Annotated in this window: 16 protein-coding genes; 6 read left to right on the forward strand and 10 right to left on the reverse strand. The window is 71.2% G+C overall.

Annotated elements, in window-relative coordinates; translation table 11 throughout:
* Positions 1 to 43: 43 nt before the first annotated feature.
* Positions 44 to 1,003 carry a helix-turn-helix domain-containing protein gene (locus tag G5C66_RS06550; protein WP_165110157.1) on the reverse strand — a complete coding sequence of 320 codons (960 nt, stop codon included), beginning with the start codon at positions 1,001 to 1,003 and terminating at the stop codon, positions 44 to 46.
* A 138-nt stretch (positions 1,004 to 1,141) separates the two neighbouring features.
* Between G5C66_RS06550 and G5C66_RS06555 the strand changes: the two genes are divergently transcribed.
* Entirely contained in the window at positions 1,142 to 1,672 is a 531-nt protein-coding gene (locus G5C66_RS06555) for a Dps family protein (protein WP_165110158.1), read from the forward strand.
* A gap of 56 nt (positions 1,673 to 1,728) precedes the next feature.
* Here G5C66_RS06555 and G5C66_RS06560 read toward each other — a convergent pair whose 3' ends face one another.
* The 4 genes from G5C66_RS06560 to G5C66_RS25850 form a co-directional block, all read right to left on the reverse strand.
* Complete coding sequence (locus tag G5C66_RS06560; protein WP_165110159.1) at positions 1,729 to 2,988, reverse strand: FAD-dependent oxidoreductase; 1,260 nt, start codon at positions 2,986 to 2,988, stop codon at positions 1,729 to 1,731.
* On the reverse strand, positions 2,985 to 3,347 hold the full coding sequence (locus G5C66_RS06565; protein ID WP_165110160.1) for a non-heme iron oxygenase ferredoxin subunit: 363 nt from the start codon (positions 3,345 to 3,347) through the stop codon (positions 2,985 to 2,987). Before G5C66_RS06565 ends, G5C66_RS06560 begins: the two co-directional genes overlap by 4 nt.
* 79 nt (positions 3,348 to 3,426) lie before the next feature.
* Complete coding sequence (locus G5C66_RS06570; RefSeq protein WP_338144088.1) at positions 3,427 to 4,290, reverse strand: alpha/beta hydrolase family protein; 864 nt, start codon at positions 4,288 to 4,290, stop codon at positions 3,427 to 3,429.
* A 222-nt stretch (positions 4,291 to 4,512) separates the two neighbouring features.
* Complete coding sequence (locus G5C66_RS25850) at positions 4,513 to 5,682, reverse strand: glycoside hydrolase family 19 protein (protein WP_165110162.1); 1,170 nt, start codon at positions 5,680 to 5,682, stop codon at positions 4,513 to 4,515.
* Between the two features lie 165 nt (positions 5,683 to 5,847).
* On the opposite strand from G5C66_RS25850, the gene G5C66_RS06580 reads away from it, so the two are divergent.
* From G5C66_RS06580 to G5C66_RS06590, 3 genes are all read left to right on the forward strand, one after another.
* Positions 5,848 to 7,008, forward strand: a complete 1,161-nt coding sequence (locus tag G5C66_RS06580) for an ROK family transcriptional regulator (protein ID WP_165110163.1) — start codon at positions 5,848 to 5,850, stop codon at positions 7,006 to 7,008.
* Between the two features lie 73 nt (positions 7,009 to 7,081).
* Positions 7,082 to 7,492, forward strand: coding sequence for a hypothetical protein (locus G5C66_RS06585; protein WP_165110164.1), 411 nt, complete (start codon positions 7,082 to 7,084; stop codon positions 7,490 to 7,492).
* Positions 7,489 to 9,072: a multicopper oxidase family protein gene (locus G5C66_RS06590; RefSeq protein WP_165110165.1), complete on the forward strand. Its 1,584-nt coding sequence runs from the start codon at positions 7,489 to 7,491 to the stop codon at positions 9,070 to 9,072. The genes G5C66_RS06585 and G5C66_RS06590 overlap by 4 nt, the downstream gene beginning before the upstream one ends.
* Here the strand turns inward: G5C66_RS06590 and G5C66_RS06595 are convergent.
* The 5 genes from G5C66_RS06595 to G5C66_RS06615 all read right to left on the reverse strand — a co-directional run bounded on the left by G5C66_RS06595 (position 8,978) and on the right by G5C66_RS06615 (position 15,273).
* A complete protein-coding gene (locus tag G5C66_RS06595; RefSeq protein WP_241248306.1) occupies positions 8,978 to 9,547 on the reverse strand; it encodes a DoxX family protein in 570 nt (189 codons plus the stop codon). The two genes, G5C66_RS06590 and G5C66_RS06595, sit on opposite strands and share 95 nt — an antisense overlap.
* A 95-nt stretch (positions 9,548 to 9,642) precedes the next feature.
* Positions 9,643 to 11,349: a cation:proton antiporter domain-containing protein gene (locus G5C66_RS06600; RefSeq protein ID WP_165110166.1), complete on the reverse strand. Its 1,707-nt coding sequence runs from the start codon at positions 11,347 to 11,349 to the stop codon at positions 9,643 to 9,645.
* 431 nt (positions 11,350 to 11,780) lie between these two features.
* A complete protein-coding gene (locus G5C66_RS06605) occupies positions 11,781 to 14,048 on the reverse strand; it encodes a heavy metal translocating P-type ATPase (protein WP_165110167.1) in 2,268 nt (755 codons plus the stop codon).
* 74 nt (positions 14,049 to 14,122) lie between these two features.
* Positions 14,123 to 14,329, reverse strand: coding sequence for a heavy-metal-associated domain-containing protein (locus G5C66_RS06610; protein ID WP_165110168.1), 207 nt, complete (start codon positions 14,327 to 14,329; stop codon positions 14,123 to 14,125).
* Positions 14,330 to 14,373: 44 nt separating this feature from the next.
* Positions 14,374 to 15,273, reverse strand: coding sequence for a hypothetical protein (locus G5C66_RS06615; protein WP_165110169.1), 900 nt, complete (start codon positions 15,271 to 15,273; stop codon positions 14,374 to 14,376).
* A 146-nt stretch (positions 15,274 to 15,419) separates the two neighbouring features.
* Here G5C66_RS06615 and G5C66_RS06620 point away from each other — a divergent pair, with 146 nt between their 5' ends.
* Together G5C66_RS06620 and G5C66_RS06625 are read left to right on the forward strand one after the other, a co-directional pair.
* Positions 15,420 to 18,527, forward strand: a complete 3,108-nt coding sequence (locus G5C66_RS06620; RefSeq protein ID WP_165110170.1) for a BTAD domain-containing putative transcriptional regulator — start codon at positions 15,420 to 15,422, stop codon at positions 18,525 to 18,527.
* Positions 18,528 to 18,584: 57 nt separating this feature from the next.
* A complete protein-coding gene (locus tag G5C66_RS06625) occupies positions 18,585 to 20,027 on the forward strand; it encodes an MFS transporter (RefSeq protein WP_165110171.1) in 1,443 nt (480 codons plus the stop codon).
* Positions 20,028 to 20,057: the final 30 nt, after the last annotated feature.

Below are 20,057 nucleotides of genomic sequence, written 5' to 3' on the forward strand. Positions count from 1 at the left end.
CAACTGAGGATTCGGCCCGCCACAAGTGCGGACTCGGGCTGGGTCAGGCGCGGGCGGCGCGGCGTACGTCTCCGGCGGCGACGCCGAAACGCTTGCGGAAGGCCTGGGAGAAGTGCGAGGCGGAGGTGAAGCCGCACCTCTCGGCGACGTCGACGGTGCGGATGGTCGGGTCCGAGCCGGTGGCGAGCATGGCGTAGGCGAGCTCGAGGCGGCGGCCGAGGATGTGGCGGGGGACGCTGGTGCCGGCGTCGGCGAAGAGCCGGGAGAGGTGGCGCTCGGAGATGCCGGCGCCCGCGGCGATCGCCGTGGCGGAGAGGGTGGGGTCGGCGAGGTGGTCCTCGATGAACGCCTTCGCAGCGGCCCGGTGGGCGGTGGCCAGGGAGACCTTGCCCTCGGTGGCGATCACCGAGATCAGGTCGAGCACGGCGCCCTCGTCGGCCGGAACCGGGTCGTGGGGCCGGAGCGCACGACCGACCATCTGCACCAGGGCCCGGCCGTGCGGGTCGTGGTCGCGGCCCACGTCGAGTACGAGGGGCGACGGCATCGACGCCATCCCGGTGCGGGCCGCGAAGGCGTCGACCGGCACCTTGACCGCGAGCTCCTCGAGACCGTGCCCGAAGCCGCGCAGGAAAGGCGCGTCGACGTCGCACACGATCAGCTGGCCGGGGCGGATGACCTTGCGTCGGCCGGCGTACTCCAGGATCGCCTCGCCACGGAGGCTGGCGTAGACGGCGATCGATCGGGCCGGGATCTCCTTGACCAGGCTGGCCGGGCGCTCGACGACGTGGCGGGTGGCTCGGACCCGGGCGAGATGGACCTCGTCGAGCTGCAGGTTGACCTCCTGCGCGTCGAACCCGTGCCCCTCGATCGGCCGGCACGCGAGCGCGACCAGGGCACAGGCGTTGTGGCGCTCCCAGGCCTCGACCTGTGCATCGGCACTCAGCCGACTGGTCTCGAAGACCTCCGGGCGACGTACCCGCTCGACGAGAGGAGATTGCGGCACGCAACGACTCTACGGCGTGCCGAGAGCCCGAGGCGATGACTTAGGGAAGACTTACCTTTCTGGAATCGTTCAAGAAAAGATGGCACAGTGGGTGTCACCAGGAAAGACCGACACTTCGATCTGGGGGACCCACCGAACATGGCAACGAAGACCGACACGAGCAGCGCCACGCACACCTCGCACCCCGCGTTCATCCCGAGCCCGGCGTTCGCGACGCAGATGCAGCGCCTGCTCGTCGATCTGACCGAGCTCAGCCTGCAGGGCAAGCAGCTGCACTGGAACGTCGTGGGCAAGAACTTCCGCGACATGCACCTCGTCCTCGACGAGGTCGTCGACGCCGCCCGCGACTTCACCGACGAGGTCGCCGAGCGGATGCGTGCGCTCTACATCCTCCCCGACGGCCGCACCGGCACCGTCGCCGAGGACACCAGCCTCGCGCCGCTCCCGTCGACCGAGGTCGACACCGCGACCGCCGCCGACCTGGCCGCCGCCGCGCTCTACGCCACCTCGAAGACCGCTCGCGAGATCCACGACGACATCGACGCCGAGGACCCGACGACCGCCGACCTGCTCCACGCGATCATCACCCGCCTCGAGCAGCTGGCCTGGTTCATCGACGCCGAGAACCGCGTCGCCAACCAGTCCGAGCCGGCTCAGCTGACCGTCTGATCTTTCCCTGAGGACGGCGTCCCGCGATCGCGGGGCGCCGTCCTTCGTCGTCCCGGCTAACCCCGCAGCAGACTGCGCAGGTTCTTGGCGGGATCGGCGAGATCGGAAGCCCGTACGTCGACCCCTCGGTCGATCATCCGCCGCGCCGCGCGCACGGCGTTGGGGTCGTCCACCGCGACCGCGCCGATGACGCGCTCACCGCGGAGAGTGAAGACGGAGAAGGGCGGCTCGCCGACCACGCCGCGTACGACTGTCTGGTGGTCGCCGTCAGGCGAGCGCATCTCGCCGACGACCTCGACATGCAGGCCGTAGCGGTCGGTCCAGAACCAGTGGACGGTCTCCGCCGGAGGGTCGATGCCGAGGATCGTCCTCGCCGCCCGCTGGCCGTCGTGCACCGCCGCCTCCCAGTGCTCGGCGCGGCGGTGGCCGCGGCGCCGGGAGCAGTCGCCGACGGCGAGCACCTTCGGGTGGGTCGTGACCTGGTGGTCGTCGACGACGACGCCGTTGTCGACCTCCAGCCCAGCGGCCTTCGCCACGGCCGTGTCCGGCGCCATCCCGACGGCGAGGAGAACGGCGTCGAACGTACGCGGCTCCGTCTCGCCCGCGATGTGTGCGACGACGCCGGCACGCGTCGACTCGAGCTTCTCGACGGTGGCGGTCACCGCCTCCACACCGTGGACCGCATGCAAGGAGTGCAGCCACGCAGCGACCTGGGTGCCGACCGCAGCCGCGATCGGCGGGTCGGCCGGATCGACCAGAACGACCTCGCTGCCCAGCTTCCGAGCGGTCGAGGCGACCTCGGCCCCGATCAGCCCCGCCCCGACCACCAGCAACCGAGCGCCTGGGAGCAGCACGTGCCGCAGGGCATCGGCGTCCTCGGCACTTCGCAGTGTGTGGATCCCCGTGGTCGAGCGCGGGATCCCGAGACCGGCCGGTGGACGGTCGAGCCGCTCCGTGACGACGCGTTCGACGTCCGGCCACAGCGAGTGTCCGCCCGTCGCCAGCACGATCCTGTCGGCGGAGAGCTCCAGGCCGTCAGACAGCGTGACCGTGCCAGCAGCCGGATCCAGCGCCACCACCAATCCAGGCACAAGGTCGATCCGCTGCTCGGAGTACCACTCCGGAGCCTGCAGCGCGATCGACTCGAGGTCCTTGGCGCCCAAGAGGTAGTCCTTGGACAGGGGCGGGCGGTCGTACGGGAACGGGTCGATGGTGAGGAGCGTCAGCTCGCCGGCGTACCCGTTCTTCCGCAGCTCCGCGACGGTCGAGACACCTGCGATGCCGCCACCGACGACGACGACGGACGAGACCGTCACGGCCTCTCGCCGGGGAAGAGGTAGATCTCCCCGTCACGCACCTCGACGCGGTGCGGCACGGTGTCGACCGTGGCCGGGAGGCCGTCGACCTTGCCGGTCTTGAGGTTGAACCGCGAGGAGTGCAGCGGGCACTCGACGTCGCCGTCCTCGACCCAGCCCTCGGCCAGCGAGGCGGTCTCGTGGGTGCAGGTGTCGTTGAGGGCCCAGCAGGTGCCGTCGTCGTCGCGGAGGATCGCGATGTCGTCCTCGGTGCCGGTGATCTTCGAGGAGATCGCGATGCCCTCGCCCTCGGGGATGTCGTCGAGGGAGGCGACGCGGATGCCTGAGCTGTTTCCGCCGTTTCCACTGTTTCCGGTCATGCCCCCATCTTCCAACGTGGACCACGAAGAACCGGCCACCTCCCCCGGGGTGGCCGGTTCTCGCGTCCGGACCGAGGGGTCAGTCCGGGCAGGTGTTGCGGTAGTCGGACAGGTAGATCGAGGACGGTGCCGGGCAGAGGAACTGCGAGTAGCGCGTGTCCTCGTCGACGTACCTCTTCAGCCAGGTGACGAAGAGCCGCCCCTGCCAGTCGTCGTCGGTGTTGGCGATGAAGTGGTCGCCGTTGTTGATCTCGCCGTACGCCTTCTCCCGAGCCCCGGTGGCCGAGGTGTAGAAGGGGATCGAGTGCGAGGCGACCGGCGCGACCGAGTCGTTCTCCGCGCCGATGATCATGGTCGGGATCTGGATGCCGGGCCAGGTCTTGTCGGTGTGCCAGGGCTGGAGTGCGACCGCGGCCTTGATCGAGGAGTCCTGGTTGGCGGCCTCCAGGGTGCCACCGCCGCCCATCGAGTGGCCGGAGACGGCGATCCGCGACTCGTCGAGACGGGTGGCGACCGCGGAGGACGCGCTCGACTTCAGGTAGCGCACGGCGGCGAGGATCTGCGTCCCGCGGCTCTCCGGCTGGTCGTAGCGCGAGTTGGTGTCGATCGCGAAGACCACGAACCCGTGCGACGCGACGCGGCGGGCGACCGAGGCGTAGGAGGTGGACGACGCCGTGAAGCCCGGCGCGAGGACGACACCGCCGAACGTCCCCGCCGTCGTCGTGGTGGGGTAGTAGATCGTCCCGCCGCCGAAGCCGGTCACCAGCGAGGAGACCGACGTCGAGGAGAGGGAGAACGTGCCGTTGTCCAGGACGCTGGCGGACGTCGGGTCCGGCCCGCGCTCGTAGGGGCTCTCCGCGTCGGCCGGCGCGACCAGGCCGAAGAGGGGGAGAGTGACGGCCGCGGCGACCGCGGCGATTCGGAGAGAGAGTGATCTGAGCACCGAGCATGCTCCTTCGTCCATCCGGCCCCGGGCTGTCCGGGGTTCCGGTTGCTACTCGAAGGTAGGGGCGTCGGCGGGCGCCGGGCACCGGCACGGAGGCAGAACCTGTTTGTGCGCCTGTCACAAAACAGAAACAAGCGGCGTACGCAGGTGGGGCTGCGTACGCCGCCGGTTTCTGTGCGGGGTGTGGCGTCAGCAGTGCTTATCGCTTCGGGCTCCGCTTCAGCAGTACAGATTCCCGCCCGGGTCGACCCCGAGCAGCGAGGTGACCTCGCGGTAGTTGTCGACGCGGCTCTGGACCTGCGCCGGGTTGCCGCCGTTGCACTCGATGGCGCCGTTGATGGCCCGGATGGTCTCGCCGAAGCCGGCGCCGTTGACCATGGCCGCGTGCGGGGTCATGGTGCCGGGGCCGCTCTGCGTGTTCCAGTACCAGAGCCCGGTCTTCCAGGCGACCGCCGGATCGGTGGCGGCCAGGTTCGGGTTGTTCAGCAGGTCGATCCCGAGCGCGTCGCCGGCGGCCTTGTAGTTGAAGTTCCAGCTCAGCTGGACCGGGCCGCGGCCGTAGTACTGGTCGTTGCCTGCGGGGCAGCCGTAGGGCTGGGACGTGTCGCAGTAGTGCGGGTAGTTGGCTTCGTTCTGCTCCACGACGTACTGCAGGTCACCGGTCTCGTGGGCGACGTTCGCGATGAACGCGGCGGCCTCGCGCTTCTGGGTCGCCTCGTCACCGGAATTGGTGAACTCCGGATAGGCGCTCAGGGCCTCGACGAGGCCGCTGTACGTGTAGAAGGGGTTGCGGTTGGGGAAGAGCTGGTTGAACTGCGCCTCGCTGACCGGGAACTCTCCAGCGACCGGCTCCGGGGACTCCGGGTCGGTGGCGGTGCCGCCGATGTTCACGTCGATGCAGGCGTAGAAGGCGTTCGCGGTGTCGGCGACGTTCCAGACCGCGAGCACCTTCTGCCGGCCGGTGAAGGAGCCGAAGTCGACCTGGTGCTCGACGGTGGCCGGCGGCTGCGCACCGCCGTCGTCGAACTCGGCGATCTTGGTGCCACCGATGAAGTACTGCCAGGTGCTGGTGCTGTGCCGGGCGGTCAGCGACCAGGTGAAGGTCTGGGTCTTGCCCACGGGCGTGGCCTGCCAGTTCTTCGAGTCGTCGTCGAGCTCGGCGAACCGGGAGTTGCCCCCGGAGCAGCTGGTCAGGCCCTTCGGGCCCTCGACGCTCTGTGGTTCGTACTTGATGTCCCCGCACTCCACGGTGCCGGCAGCGCACTGCGCCTGTCGGCTCGGGGGGTTCGAGATGTAGCCGTGCGCACTTGCGGGGCTCGTCGGCAGCATTGCCAGGACGGGCGCCAGCAAGATCCCGCCGAGAACGGCGATCTTCGTTGTCGTACGCATTCCAAGCTCCTTGAGGGGGTTGAGATGGATGGCGATCGAAGCCCTACTGTAAGGTTCCTTTACAGTTACCGTCCAGCCCCCATGCGGACAATCACCGGCGCGACGCCCGGAATTGTTAGGTTGGTTTTCCGTACGCCACCCTCCCCCTCGAAAGGAGCGCCGCCGATGTCGAGAGCACCCAAGACACACCTGATCCGCGACACCAACGACCGCGCGGCGCTCGACCTGATGCTCTCCGACGGGCCGGTGACGAAGACCCGGCTCGGCGAGCTCGTCGGCCTCTCGAAGGTGACCGCCGGACAGCTGCTGACCCGGCTCGGCGACCGCGGCCTCGTCCAGGTCGTCGGCACCCAGCAGGGCGGCCGCGGCCCCAACGCCGCACTCTACGGCGTGGTCCCGTCGGCCGGCTACGTCGCCGCCCTCCACATCGGACCCGACCAGATCACCGCGTCGGTCGCCGACATCACCGGCACCGAGCTGGCCACCGGCGAGCTCGACCCCCACGAGGCCTCCGACCCGGTCGAGGCGGTGCGGGCCACCGTCGCCAACGCCACCGAGCGCGCCGGCATCACCATCGAGCAGCTCCGCTGTCTCTCGATCGGCACCCCCGGCATGATCGACCCGCGCACCGGCGACATCCGCTTCGCCAACGACCTGCCCGACTGGCGCGCCGGCGTGCTCGAGGACCTCCGCCGCAGCTTCCAGCGGCCGATACTGATCGAGAACGACGTCAACCTGGCCGGGCTCGCCGAGCAGTCCGCGGGCGCGACCCACGGCGTCAAGGACTCGGTGCTCGCCTGGATCGACCGCGGCCTGGGGCTCGCGGTGATCGTCGACGGCCGCCTCCACCGCGGCGCCGGTGGCGGTGCGGGCGAGATCGGCTACCTGGCGGTCCCCGGCGCCTCCACGCCCCACGGCACCGACAGCCCGCAGCACGCCGCCTTCCAGTCACTGGTCAGCGTCGAGGCCATGGACACCCTCGCCCGTGCGTTCGGGCTGAGCGGTGACGGTGTGGGCTGCGTACGCTCCGCGGTCGAGGGCGACCCCGACGCCGAGCCGTTCCTCGACGAGCTGGCCCGCAGGCTCGCCCTCGGCCTGGCGGGCATCTGCGTGGTGCTCGACCCCGAGCTGTGCGTGCTCGCCGGCGAGGTCGGGCGCGCCGGCGGCGAGGTCCTGGCCGCGCGGGTGCAGAAGGCGATCGCCTCCCTCGGCCCCAACGTCCCCACGGTCGTCCCGACCGCGATCTCCGGCGACCCGGTGCTCCGCGGCGCCCTGCAGATCGGCCTCGACACGGCTCGCGACGAGGTCTTCTCGAACCAGGGCTGACCCCGACGACCCCGCTTCGGCGATCAGGGGAACGCCCGATGCCATACGTATCTCGACTACATATCGTCGAGATGTGACCACAGAGATACGTCAGCGTCGACCACGCATCAGCCTCTTCTGCTTCCGAGCAGTGGCGGTCGTGACCGCGCTCTTCGCGATCGGGCAACCGATCTTCATCGGCTCCTACTTCTCCGGCACCTTCGAGGCGCTGGGACTCCACTCCGCCGGCGCGGCGGCACTGCAGGCGCTCGGCCTGCTGCTGCCGATCGCCGCAGGCGCCGTCGTCGCGATGCGCGGCCGCTGGTGGTTCCTGATCTGGTCGGTCGCCCTCTTCTTCCTCATCCACGTGCAGGCGATCCTCGGCTACACCCGGGTCCTCCAGCTGCACGTCCCGGTCGGCGTCCTCACCGTCGGGATCGCGGTGGCCCTCGCCCTCGCCTCGCTGCGCCGCGGCGCCGGCAACCCGCGGGAGGTGCGGCGATGAAGCTCAGCCGACGCACCCTCCTCGGCGCCGGGCTGGCCGCTCCGGTCGCCGGATCGCTGGTCTCCTGCGGCGACGCCCCCGGTCAGACCGGACGGATCCTGCGCAGCGCGGCACGACTGCCGAAGGCGTACACGACGCCGTTGCCGTTGCCGCCCGTCAAGCGCCCTGCGAGCGGCCTGATCTCGATCGAGCAGCGCAGTGCCTCGGTGGAGATCCTGCCCGGGCTGCGGACCGAGATGATGACGTACGACGGGGTCTTCCCCGGGCCGACGCTGGAGACCCGTCGCGGCGAGACCGTGACCGTACGCCACACCAACTCCCTCACCCTGCCGACAGCGACGCACCTCCACGGCGGGCACACCCCGGCGGAGAGCGACGGCTGGCCGACGGATCTGCTGGTGCCGCCCGGGTTCGAGGCGCGTCACGCCGGCCACGGAGCCGGCCACACAGGCGGCCACGGCGGAGGTCATGGCGGCGACCACGAGACCATGGACGACCCGAAGGCGCAGGTCAGGACCGGAAAGCGGGACTACCGCTATCCGCTCGACCAGCCCGCGACGACGCTCTGGTACCACGACCACCGGATGGACTTCACCGCCCCGCAGGTGTGGCGCGGCCTGGCCGGGTTCCACATCGTCCGTGACGACGAGGAGGACGCGCTCTCGCTGCCGCGCGGCGAGCGGGAGATCCCGCTGATGATCGCCGACCGAGCGTTCGACGAGGACGGCGCGCTGCGCTATCCCGCACTCGACCCGGAGCTGCTCGGCCAGCCGGGCGTCGAGGACCGCTACATGGCCGGCGTGCTCGGCGACGTCATCCTGGTCAACGGCGCCCCCTGGCCGGAGGCGGAGATCGAGGCTGCGCAGTATCGCTTGCGGCTGCTCAACGCCTCCAACGCGCGCCGCTACACGCTCCGCCTGCGCACCGACTCCGGCACGCCTGTGCGGTTCACGCAGATCGGCTCCGACGGCGGGCTCCTTGCCGCCCCCGTCGAGCACGACGAGATCACGATGGCGTCGGGTGAGCGGTTCGACGTCGTCGTCGACTTCCGTTCGCTGCCACCCGGGACGACCGTCGAGATGCGCAACGGTCTCGGCACCGGCCGGACCGCTCAGGTGATGCGGTTCCGGATCACCCGCCGAGCGACCGACGACGTCCGGCTCCCGGAGAGGCTGGCCGACGTACCCGAGCCCGAGAAGCCCGACGGCGCGGTCGTCCGCAGGTGGCACTTCCGCAAGGCGAGCGTCCACGGCCGCCGCGGCTGGGGCATCAACGGCAAGCCGTTCGACCCGGCCGTCCCCCAGGCCCAGGTGCCGCTGGGCTCCACGGAGATCTGGGAGTTCTTCACCGACGCGCACCACCCGGTCCACGTCCACCTCTCGCCCTTCCAGGTCCTCCGCCGCGGCAACCACGGCCCCGGTCCGATGGACCTCGGCTGGAAGGACACCGTCGACGTCCGTCCCTACGAGGCCGTCCGGGTCCGGGTCAGGTTCGAGAAGTACGCCGGCCGGTTCCTGATCCACTGCCACAACCTCGAGCACGAGGACATGGCGATGATGGCCGGCTTCGAGACCGTGTGACTCGGCGCCGGCCAGGCCCCTTCCGGGAGTCGGATTGGTCAGCCGGCGAGAAGGTGCCCATGCGAAGCGGCCGATCGCCACGGAAGCGGCCAGGGCCAGGTAGATCGCGTCCAGCAGCGCGAGATTGGTCTCGCCACGGCGGATCCGCAGGATCACGGCACCAATCATGACCAGCGACACGCCGCTGGCCGCCAGCGCCGAGGATCTCGAGTCCTCCGATCGCCTTGAGGGAACCGGGTCGGAAGTCGAGGACCCACCGCGAGGCGTCACCCATCGCGGCCATCTTCTCCCTGGGGACGAACAGCTTCCCGAACCCGGAGAGCAGGTAGACGGCGGTCAACAACCCCTGCGTTGGACGACCCACCACGGTCGTCAGCCAACCGACCAGGCTGTCGATCGTGGCCTCGTCCTGCCGCGCCAGCCGGATCCACACCTCCCGCACCGCGTCCTCGGCGTCAGCCCGCGATCCGAGCATCCGATAGGCGATCGCCACCAGGCGCTCACGCTGTTGCTCGAATGACTCCGCCAGTCGTCACGACAGCAAGGTTCCTCCGACCGACTCGCATCGGCTCAGCTCACGTCGAGCCGCTTCTCCATGTCATCGAGGATGGACTCGACCCTCGCGTACGTGTGGGAACTGTAGGCGCCGATGCTGCGTTCGGCGGCGAGCGCCTCGCGCATCGCGTCGAGGTAGCGCATCTGCAGGATCATCGTCTGCTCCATCACCGCCGGCCGGACTCTCGGCGCCTCCCGCACACCCGCGAGCACGCGCGGGAGGATGCGGTCCTTGAGCTTGGTCACCAGCTTCGGGTCGATCGGCTCGCCGTCGATGGTCTGCGCCTCCAGCGGTCCGAGGGTGTCGACGGCCGACTCACCGACCTGGCGGAGCAGGGCGCGGAACGCGTCGTGCTTGTCCTTGGCGCTCTCGGGGGAGAAGCGCATCCGGCGGATCAGGGCCGGAAGGGTGAGCCCGAAGAGCACGAGGGTGATGAGCGCGACCAGGAAGGCGGCGAGCACGACGGTCGCCCGGTGGGAGGTGCCGACCGGGATGGTCTGGGCGGCAGCGACCGTGACGACGCCGCGCATCCCGGCCCAGCCGATCGTCAGGAAGCCGCGCCTCGTGATCGGCTCGCGCTCCTCGAAGTCGATGTCCGCCCGGCCCCGCGCCAGCCGCCGCCTGGCCGCGGTGATCCGGGCGTCCTCCCGGTCGTCGGCAGGGGTCAGCGAGTCGAGCTTCTCCTCGAACTGGTCCAGGCGGTTGCGTACGTCGTCCGGGCTGTCCTTCCGACCCCGGAGAGCCGGCCCGGCGAGGCCGGCGAACCGGAGCGCGACCAGCAGGCCGACGACGACCAGGACGAGCCCGGTCATCTCTCCTGGCGTTGTCTCGCCCTGCGCGGCGTCGACGAAGTCGGGCAGCTGGTAGCCCATCGCCAGGAAGACGCCGCTCTCCAGGATGAAGTTGAACGTGGTCCAGGTCGTGGCCTGGGTCTGCCGGTCGCGGGCGCTGAACCGGCGGCTGCCGAGCCCGCCGGTCACCAGGCCGGCGACGACCACGGCGAGCACGCCGGACGCGTCCAGCTCCTCGGCTGGGAAGTACGCGATGAACGGCACCGCGAACGAGATCGTCGTGTTGAGCACCGGGTCGTCGAGCCGCTGCCGGAGCACTACGGTGAGCCACCCGACGACACCACCGATCACGAGCGCGCCGAGCACCGCCCACCCGAACTCCAGCACCGTACGTCCCAGCGAGAACGAGCTGGTCGCCGCGATCCCGGCGACGGCCGTGCGGAGCACGACGAGGGCGGACGCGTCGTTGACCAGGCTCTCCCCCTCCAGCACCGTCATCACCCGCGGCGGCAGCCCGACCCGGCGCCCGATCGCCGTCGCCGCCACCGCGTCGGTGGGGCTGACGACCGCGCCGAGCGCGACCGCGAGCGGGAACGAGATGTCCGGGAACAGCCAGTGCACGACCGCCCCGATCACCAGCGCCGAGACGATCACCATCACGACCGAGAGCCAGCTGATCAGCCGGAGGTTCCGTCGGAAGTCGATCACCGGCAGGTTGACCGCGGAGGAGTAGAGCAGCGGCGGCAGTACGCCGGCCAGGACCAGCTCCGGATCGAGCTCGATCTCCGGCGCGCCGGGCAGATAGCTCGCCCCGATCCCGAGCCCCACGAGAAGCAGCGGCGCCGCCACCCCCGTACGCCGCGAGAACACCGACGCCGCGATCATGATCACCAGCGCCGCCCCGACGATCAGCATCACCCGATGGTCCACGCCAGTGAGTCTATGTTTCGCCGACGGTCTTCAGTCGCTCATCACCGGCCGGTTCGACAACCGCGACGCCGCGCAGCTGACGCGGACGACGTTCACCCGGCGGCCATTCGGCCTGCCTCGAGAGTGGTCGATTTGGGCCCTCGGCCCGGCCGCCTAGAGGCCCATTTCGACCACTCTCGGCGACCGCGCTACCCGCAGGCCGGGAACCTCAGCACCGACTCCGAGCAGCTGGCCGACCTGCGCGATACGGTGGGAGCACGGGTGTCACGGGAGTGCCACTGACAGCAGTGGGGCGAGGAGACGCATGATTGAGCTCCGATCGCAGGAAGACCTCGCCTTCACGATGCGCCCCGCGAGCGGTGATGTGAATCCCCTATTCAGGGTGCTCCTCGGGCGTGGTCACGCCCGAGGAGCACGGTCCGGCTCCAGGGTCAGCGGAAGCGTCGCAGCCGGAGGCTGTTGCTCACCACGAACACCGAAGAGAAGGCCATCGCGGCGCCGGCGAGCATCGGGTTGAGCAGCCCGGCGACGGCCAGCGGGATGGCCGCGACGTTGTAGGCGAAGGCCCAGAACAGGTTGCCCTTGATGGTGGTCAGCGTCTTCCGGGAGAGCCGGATGGCGTCGGCCGCGACCCGCAGGTCGCCGCGTACCAGGGTGAGATCGCTGGCCTGGATGGCGACGTCGGTGCCGGTGCCCATCGAGAGGCCGAGGTCGGCCTGGGCCAACGCGGGCGCGTCGTTGACGCCGTCGCCGACCATCGCGACCACGCGGCCCTCCTCCTGCAGCCGGCGGACCACGGCGACCTTGTCCTCGGGGAGCACCTCGGCGATCACGGTGTCCGCGGAGACCGGGATCCCGACCTCGGCGGCGACGCTGCGGGCCACGGTCTCGTTGTCGCCGGTGAGCAGGACAGGGGTCAGGCCCAGGCGCTGGAACTCCGCGATCGCCTCGGCCGAGGTCGGCTTGATCACGTCGTTGACGACCAGGACACCCCGCGCCTGTCCGTCCCAACCGACGGCGACCGCGGTCCGGCCCTCGCTCTCGGCCTCGGCCATCGCGAGGGCCAGATCGCCGGGAAGGTGCTGGCTCCACTCCTCCAGCAGCCGGACCCGGCCGACGAGGACGGCGTGGCCCTCGACGATGCCCTGCACCCCCAGACCCGGGACGTTGGCGAAGTCCTCGGCCGCGGGAAGGGTGCCGACGCGGGCCTCGGCCCCGGACGCGATGGCCCGGGCGATCGGGTGCTCGGAGGCGTACTCCAGGGCGCCGGCCAGGCGGGCGATCTCGTCGGCGTCCTCGCCGGGAGCGGCGATCACGTCGGTCAGGGTCATGGTGCCGCTGGTGACGGTTCCGGTCTTGTCGAGCACGATCGTGTCGATCCGACGAGTGCTCTCGAGCACCTCCGGGCCCTTGATCAGGATGCCGAGCTGGGCGCCACGGCCGGTGCCTACCATCAGGGCCGTGGGCGTGGCCAGGCCGAGCGCGCACGGGCAGGCGATGATCAGCACCGCGACGGCCGCGGTGAAGGCGGTGGCGGCACCCGCGCCCGCCCCGAGCCAGAACCCGAGGGTGATGGCCGAGAGGGCGAGCACGATCGGTACGAAGATCCCCGAGATCCGGTCGGCGAGCCGCTGCGCCGCCGCCTTCCCGGTCTGGGCCTCTTCGACTAGCCGCGCCATCTGGGCGAGCTGGGTGTCGGCGCCGACCCGGGTCGCCCGGACGACGATGCGTCCGCCGGCGTTCACGGTGGCCCCGGTGACCGCGTCCCCGGGTGCGACCTCGACAGGAACGGACTCGCCGGTCAGCATCGCCGCGTCGATGGCGGAGGACCCGTCCTCGACGATGCCGTCGGTGGCGACCTTCTCCCCGGGACGTACGACGAAGAGGTCGCCGACGGCGAGCTCGTCGATCGGGATCCGGGTCTCGGAGCCGTCGCGGAGGACAGCGACCTCCTTGGCGCCGAGCTCGAGGAGCGCGGTGAGGGCGGCGCCGGCACGGCGCTTCGATCGGGCCTCGAAGTAGCGGCCGGCCAGGATGAACGTGGTGACGCCGGCGGCCGCCTCGAGGTAGATGTTGCCGAGCCCGTCGGTGCGCTCGATGGTGAGGCTGAACGGGTGGGTCATACCGGGCTCGCCGGCGGTGCCGAGAAACAGGGCGTACAGGGACCAGCCGAAGGCTGCCAGGGTGCCGATGGAGACCAGCGTGTCCATGGTCGCCGCGCCGTGGCGCGCGTTGGTCCAGGCCGCCCGGTGGAAGGGCGCCGCGCCCCAGACGATGACAGGCGCGGCCAGCGTGAGCGAGAGCCACTGCCAGCTCTCGAACTGGAGGGCCGGCACCATCGCCAGGAGCACCACCGGGACGCTGAGCAGCGCCGAGATCAGCAGCCGCTGCCGGAGCCGGGCGACGGGGTCGGTGGCCTCGCCGTCGACGGGCGCGCTCGACGACGGGTCCTCGCGACGGGGCTCCTTCGCCCCGTACCCGGCGCTCTCGACGGTCGCGATCAGCACGCCGGCGTCGATGTCGGTCTTGTCCGCGGCGACGGAGATCTTCGCCTTCTCGGTCGCGTAGTTGACGGTGGCGGCGACGCCGTCGAGCTTGTTGAGCTTGCGCTCGATGCGGTTCGCGCACGACGCGCAGGTCATGCCGTTGATCTCGAGCTCGAAGTCGGTGGTGGGTGCAGAGGTTCCGGAGATGGTCATCACTGGTGTCCTTCGGTGAATGGATCGGGCGCGTCGGCTCCCCGCTCAGGGGAGGGGGAGCCGACGCGGGTGGGTCAGCCGGCCAGCTGGTAGCCGGCCTCCTCGACCGCGCGCTGGACCAGCGCCGGGTCGAGCTCGTTCTCGGAGGTGACGGTCACCTGGCCGGTGGCCAGGTCGACGTCGACGGAGGAGACGCCCGCGATCTGGGTGACTTCTTCCGTGACGGAGCTGACGCAGTGGCCGCAGGTCATCCCGGAAACGGTGTAGGTGGTGCTGCACATGGTGCTTTCCTCTCTCTGTGGTGGACCCTGCTCGAGCAGGGGGATCAGTGGGCCTCGGCGACCGCGGTGAAGGCCGCGGTACGCACCTCGCCGGCGTGCTGGAAGTCGAGGAACAGCCGGTACGTCCCGGCCGACGGCACCTCGGCGGAGAAGGTGATCTCCGGACCGGGCTCCGTGCGCCCGTCGCCGGGGGCTCCTTCGGGGTGGACGTGGAGGTAGGCGAGGTCGCCGTCGCGGAGCGCGACCAGGTGGCCGTACGCCTCGAGGTAGGGCTCCAGGTCGGTGACCGGCTCGCCGTCCTTGGTGACGGTCAGGGTGAGGCGCGAGGTCTTCCCGGCGACCAGGTGACCGTCCAGGTCGACCTGGTAGGGACTGACCGCGCTGGTGGCGGCGGCCGCGGGGAGCGGCTGCGGCTCGTAGGGGCCGGCGACGAAGAGGTCCTGCCCCAGGGTCAGGCCCTCGTCCGCGCCCTTCGGCTTGAAGTCGGCGAAGACGCGGTAGGTCCCGGCCTCGGCCAGGTCGGCGCCGACCGACCAGGTGCCGTCGGCCGCCATGACCGGGTGCACGTGCTGGAAGGTGGCCAGGTCGCGGCGTACGACGATCAGGTGGAGCTTCTTGCCGTGGGCGGTCTCGAACCGGGTGACCGGCTCGTGGTCGTCACCGAGGATCCGGAACCGCAGCGTGGCGTCGGCCGTGCGCTGGTAGCGGTCCTCGACGAGGTCGAGCGTGTAGCCGGCCTCGCTGACGTTGAGCCCGGTGGCCGCGGGCGCCTTCGTCGCGCCGTGCCCGGCGTGGCCACCGTGGCCACCGGCCTTTCCGTGCTCCTGGTGGCTCGGGCGCTCCGGCTCGCCGATGGGGCCGACGGAGGCGCCCACGGCGGAACCCAGGCCGCCGAGGGCAACGACGGCTCCGGCGAACGCACCGACCTTGGCAATGGCGTTCATGTGATCTCTCCTGGCTCGAATCTCGATGACTCTCGTTGACGTGCCAGAGGCTGCTCGCGCGATCTGTCTGCGTACTGTCCCGGGGTTGTCGGGCTCCGGACAGATATCTGTTCGGCGCCCACGAAGGGGCTGACTACGATCGCGATGTGCTGCCGACCCCGACCTCGCCCGACGTACGCTTCGGGCTGCTCGGCCCGTTCGAGACGACCGTCGACGGTGTCGTCGTGAAGGTCCCCGGGTCGGCGGAGCGGGCCCTGCTCGCGGTGCTGCTGCTCGCGCGTGGGCGGATCGTGCCGGCGTCGGCGCTGATCGATCGGCTGTGGGCCGATGTGTCCCTGCCGGCCGACCCGCTGAACGCCCTCCAGCTCCGGGTCTCCAAGCTGCGCCGCGTGTTCAAGGCCGTCGGGCTCGACCTGGTGCAGCGCGACGGCGGTGGTTATCGGGCCGCGATCGACCCCGACAGCCTGGATGCCGAGGCGTTCGAGCGCCGGATCCGCGAGGTCCGGGCGTCGGTCGCCGGGTCCGGAAGCCCCACCGAGGAGGATCTGGCCAGCTACGACGCGGCGCTCGGGCTCTGGCGGGGCGACGCGCTCGCCGACTTCGCCACCGAGCCGTGGGCGGTGCCGGAGTCCGTCCGGCTGGAGGACCTCCGCCGGACGGCGTACGCCGAGCGTGCCCAGATCGCGCTGTCGCTGGGCCGGCACGCGGAGGTCGTCACCGATCTCGAGCCGCTGCTGCGTACGGACCCGACGCACGAGGCGATGGCCGGTCTGCTGATGGTCGCGCTCTACCGCGCCGGCCGGCAGGCCGATGCCCTCGAGGTCTTCACCCGCACCCGGAAGACGCTGGACGCCGACCTCGGCCTCGAGCCGTCGGCCTCGCTCCGATCGCTCCACGAGCGGGTTCTCCGGCAGGACCCGTCGCTCGGCTCGTCCGGCGAGGTCACCCTGTCCACCCCGGCGACCGCGCCCCGCCGCGCCAGGTCCGGCGCGCAACTCTCCAACCTCCCGGCCGACCTGACCCCGCTCATCGGTCGCGAGGAGCTGCTGGAGGCCCTGAGCGAGCGGGCCGGCACCTCCAGGCTCACCACCCTCGTCGGCCCGGGCGGCTCCGGGAAGACCGCCCTCGGTCTGCACGCCGCCCGGCGCCTCGCCGACCGGTTCCCGGACGGCACCTTCCTCGTCCGGCTGGCCGCGATCCGGAGCCGCGAGCACATCGTGCCGGCGGTCGCCACGGCCGTGGCGATGCCGCAGGACGGCTCGGCGATCGACCTCCAGACCCGGCTGGTCGACTTCCTCGCCGACAAGCACCTGCTCCTGGTCATCGACAACTGCGAGCACCTCATCGACCCCGTCGCGACCCTCGTCGAGGAGTTGCTCGGCCGCTGTCCGCAGCTCACCGTCATCGCGACCAGCCGCGAGCCCCTCGCCCTGCCGAGCGAGGTGCAGACCCTCGTCGGTCCGCTCCCGACACCGCTCGAGGACGACGACCCCGAGACGATCGCGTCGTCGCCATCCGTGCAGCTCCTGGTCCGCCGGATCGCGACGGGCCTGCCCGGGAGCGAGACCGACCCGGAGACGTACGCCGCGCTCGGTCGCATCGCCCGCGCGCTCGACGGCATGCCCTTGGCGCTGGAGCTCGCCGCAGCCCGGGCGGCCTCGCTGTCCCCGAGCGACCTCGCCGACCGGCTCGACCAGCGGTTCACCCTGCTCACCTCGGGACCTCGTACGGCCGAGGAGCGGCAGCGCACCCTCCGCGCGACCGTCGACTGGAGCTACGACCTGCTCGACGACCTGGAGAAGCGCGTCTTCGAGGGGCTCGCGGTGTTCCACGGCGGCTGGACGCTGACCGCCGCTGAGCAGGTCCTCGCCGACGACGAGACCGACCCGAGCGAGGTCATCCACGCCGTGGGCCGCCTGGTCGAGCAGTCCCTGATCGTCGCCGAACGCGGCCCGGTCACCCGCTACCGGATGCTCGAGACGCTGCGCGAGTACGCCGCCGACCGGCTGGCCCAGACCGGCCGGAGCGACGCACTGGCCACCCGGCACGCGCACCACTTCGCCCAGGTCGCCGAACGGTCGGCACAGGCGCTGCGCGGTCAGGGCGACCCCCGTGCGCGCAACCTCCTGGTCGACGAGCAGGCCAACGTACGCTCGGCGATCGCCTGGCTCGAGGGCCCGGCCGGCGACCCTTCGACAAGCTCAGGACATCGCATCGACGCCGCGCTGCGGCTGGCCGGTCACCTCGGCCTCTTCTGGCACCAGGGCCGCCACCTCGAGGGCCGCCGGATCCTGCGTCGCCTCCTCGAGCAGAATCGCGGGAGCGCCCCTGCACGGGCCGCTGCCCTGCAGGCGGTGTCGCTGGTCGAGCGACCGCGGGCCTGCGTCGTCCACCCTCATCCGCGCTGTGCCGCGGCTGCCCGCGAGAGCCTGGCGATCTTCACCGAGAGCGGGGACGCCGACGGGACCGCGGTCTCGCAGGTGCTGCTCGCCGTCGAGGGCGTCAACGGGTCGTCCCCGGAGGCCGCCGCGCTCCTGGACGAGGCCGAGCGGTCCTTCCGTGACCGCGGCGACCGCTGGGGCCTCGCCGTCGCCGGATTCGTCCGGCTCGAGACCGCCCTCAAGGCGCGCGACGAGCCGACCGCGATGCGCCTCGGGCGGGCAACGGCGGCCGAGTTCCGCCACCTCGACGACCCCTGGGGTCAGAGCGCGGTCCTCTACCACCTCGGCTACGGCCTTCGGCACTTCGGGCGCCTGCGAGAGTCGGCCCGAACACTCGAGCAGGCGATCGACGTCGCCGCCTCAGCGGGCATCCACAACACCGTGCAGTGGGCCCTCGCCGACCTCGGCATCACCCACCTGGGACTGGACGACCACGAGTCGGCCGAGGACGCGTTCCGCCGCGCGGAGCTGGCGTCGCGTCACGTCGGCGACCGGGCCGGGTCGGTCCTGGCGGCGTACGGACGTGGCCGGCTCGCGGAGCGTCGGCAGGACTGGTCGACGGCGATCGACCTGCTGACCACCGCGATCCAGGGCTTCGAGACGCTGGAGACTCCCGCGATGACGGCGAAGGCGACGCTCGCGCTGGCCCGATGCCACGAGCAGGCGTCCGAGGTGGAGGCGGCCGTGGAGCGCTACCAGGAGGCCCGCGCCCTCGGCCTCGCCACCGGCGAGGTCGCCCTCGCGGACCAGGCGACCGAAGCGCTGGACCGGCTGAGCGGCACGGACGGCGCCCGGACAGACCAGGGACAGTAGCGCGGGACAGGTTCTCCTCACGCGGTCGAACGGCCGCCCTGACGAAAAGAGAGAACCATGTCTTCGACAGCATCCCCGGCGGCGGGTGCCAACAGCCGCCGCTGGCTCGCCCTCGGCCTCATCGCCGCCGCCCAGTTCATGGTCATCATGGACACCTCCATCATCGGAGTCGCACTCCCCGAGATACAACGCGATCTCGGCTTCGCCCCGCAGGACCTCAGCTGGGTGTTCAACGCGTACGTGGTGGCCTTCGGTGGCTTCCTCCTGCTCGGCGGACGGCTCTCCGACCTGCTCGGCGCGCGCCGGATCTTCGCCATCGGCTGGCTGGTCCTCGGTGTCGGCTCGCTCGTCGCCGGACTGGCCGACAGCGTCGCCGTCGAGATCGCCGGTCGCGCCGTCCAGGGCGCCGGATCCGCGCTCATCGCGCCCTCGGCGCTGACCCTTCTGTTCATGAACTTCGGGGCCAACCCGAAGGAGCTGACCAAGGCGCTCGCGCTCTACGGCGCGGCCGCTCCGGCCGGTGGAACGGCCGGTGTGTTCCTCGGCGGCGTGCTCACCGAGTACCTGTCCTGGCCGTGGGTCTTCTTCATCAACCTCCCGATCGCGATCGCCGTCCTCGCCCTGACGCCGGGCACGATGCCGGCTGGTACCGCGCAGCGTGGTCGCATCGACCTGCTCGGAGCCCTGACCGTCACCCTGGGTCTCGCCGCGGTGGTCTTCGCGGTCGTACGCGTCCCCGAGGTCGGCTGGGGGTCGCCCAGCACGCTCGTCGCCGGCGCCATCGGCATCGCGCTGCTCATCGCCTTCGTGGCCCTGCAGGCAGGCTCGTCGGCGCCGCTCATGCGCCTGGGCATCTTCAAGGCACCGAACCTGGCCGCCGCGAACATCGCCCAGCTGCTGCTCGGCGCCGCCTGGATCCCGATGTTCTTCTTCATCAACCTCTACCTGCAGCAGGTCCTCGGCCTCGGTGCCTTCGAGTCCGGCGCGGCCCTGCTGCCGATGACGGTGACGATCATGCTGGGCATGGTGGCCGTCGCCCCGCGGCTGACCGCGGCGTTCGGCCCGAAGGCGATGACCGTCGGCGGTCTCGTCGTCCTCGGCCTCGGCCTGGTCTGGCTCTCCCGGATCGACGCCGACGGCAGCTTCGCCGTCGACGTGCTGCCGGCGACGCTGGTCACCGCAGCGGGCATGGCGTTGGCCTTCATCCCCTCGCTGAGCACCGCGCTCGGCGCGGCCGCCCCCGAGGAGGGTGGCCTCGCAGCCGGGATCGTCAACACCAGCTACCAGGTCGGCTCCGCGCTCGCGCTGGCGGCGATGACCGTCGTGGCCGCGGCGTACGGCTCCGACCAGGTCGGTGACCTGGCCGCCATGACCGACGGCTTCTCGGCCGGGTTCCTTGGAGCCGCCGGGATCGCCCTCGCCGGTGCCGTCGTCACCGGGATCGGCTGGAGGTCGGTCCGCGCCGAGACCGCGGCCGAGTCTGTCCCCGCCGGCCGGTAGCAGTCCACACCCTTCGTGGCCCCGGATTCC

Origin of the sequence: Nocardioides turkmenicus (genome assembly GCF_011045035.1) — a bacterium.
Taxonomy (GTDB): domain Bacteria; phylum Actinomycetota; class Actinomycetes; order Propionibacteriales; family Nocardioidaceae; genus Nocardioides; species Nocardioides turkmenicus.